Here is a 1,578-nt window from a genome sequence, read left to right as displayed (position 1 = left end):
CCAGCCCATTCAAGGTGATAAAACAACCAATCTGTTTTATAAGTGAACAGGCTAGGAATACCGTTATTTATCCTTTAGGGTTCAAGCTAGTTTTGTAATATTGAGAAGGAAAATTACGTGAGCATTAGCCCTATACTACAACGTTTTATGGAACAGTCACCTATCCCTGTGATGGCTCAAGCTTTACTGGAAAGGGTACTGTCACCTGAGTGGCTGAATGACTGTTTCGCTCGCGTTTCAGATAAACAGTATACACGTGATCTACTATTTTCCTCTTTGTTTGATTTAATGAGTTTAACGGTTACTAATGTTTTTCCTACGGTCAGTAATGCATATAAAGCAAACAAAATAGATATAGGCGTGTCGTTGACGTCAGTCTATAACAAACTCAATGGACTAGAGCCTGGCGTGATGGAAGCCCTTGTTGAAGAGACAAGCCTTGAATTCGACCGAATAATTAAAGGTTTACATTGTGAAGCAGTAAAATCCTGGTTACCCGGTTATTCCATCAGGATTGTGGATGGCAATTGCATTGAGGCAACCCATAGGCGTTTACAAGTTTTGCGCCAAAGTGACGGGGCGCCTTTGCCAGGAAAAACGATCGTGCTTTATTCACCAGAAACTGGCCTCATAACGGATATTGTTCCTTGTGAAGATGGCCATGCTCAAGAAAGGTCTTTACTCACTCATGTACGCCAAAAAGTGAAACGAAATCAGGTGTATGTGATGGATAGTAATTTTTGCGTATTAAGTCACTTGAAGGGTATAGCTGATCAAGAAGGTTTCTTTGTTTGTAGAGTGCATCAACGCTTTTCTTACAGCATACTAAGTGAGCCTGTTTCCCGAGGAGAGACTGAAAGTGGTGATTTGTATGAGCAACAGGTAATTCTTCAAGGTAAAGATAATAAACAAATAAAATGTCGTTTAATTTCATTACACTTGTATAAACCAACTAGGAATGGTGCAACAAAATTATTACTAATTACCAACTTAGCTGGATCAGATGCCCGAGCAGAATTTATTGCTTATTTATACCAAAAGCGTTGGTCAATTGAGACAATGTTTCAACATGTCGAATCCTATTTTCACTCAGAAATTAATACGTTAGGTTATCCGCGTGCGGCATTATTTGGGTTTAGCATAGCCATTATCGCTTACAATGTGCTAAGTGTGATTAAGTCAGCGCTGGAGAGTGTTTATGGCGAGGAGAAAGTAGAAAATGAAGTTTCAGGGTATTATATAGCAGGTGAAATAGGACGAACCTATGAAGGTATGAATATAGCAATTTCAAAAGAAGACTAGCAACTATTTCAACTGATTGGAGATCATGAATTTATTGCGTTATTAAAGGACTTGGCAAGTAATGTTGAGCTTAATAAATACAAGAAGCAGAAACGGGCACCTAAAAAACCAGGTGTTAAGCCTGTGAGAAGGATAAGTCATAAACATATATCAACTGCAAAGTTATTACAATTGGTTAAAAGCTCACCTTGAATGGGCTGGCTTTATAGGCCTAAATTTGATGCCGTAATACATCATTCTCTTCTGCGCTTTTATGGCAAAAAATTCCTTGCCTCG

General features: G+C 38.7%; 1 protein-coding gene. It reads left to right on the top strand.

The features are described from left to right. Positions 1 to 117 precede the first annotated feature (117 nt). Positions 118 to 1,302: an IS4 family transposase gene (locus ORQ98_RS29420; protein WP_274692391.1), complete on the top strand. Its 1,185-nt coding sequence runs from the start codon at positions 118 to 120 to the stop codon at positions 1,300 to 1,302. Positions 1,303 to 1,578 lie beyond the last annotated feature (276 nt).

Source organism: Spartinivicinus poritis, from assembly GCF_028858535.1.
Lineage (GTDB): Bacteria > Pseudomonadota > Gammaproteobacteria > Pseudomonadales > Zooshikellaceae > Spartinivicinus > Spartinivicinus poritis.
The sequence above is the reverse complement of the archived record's forward strand: the minus strand, read 5'-3'. Positions and strand labels throughout refer to the sequence as shown.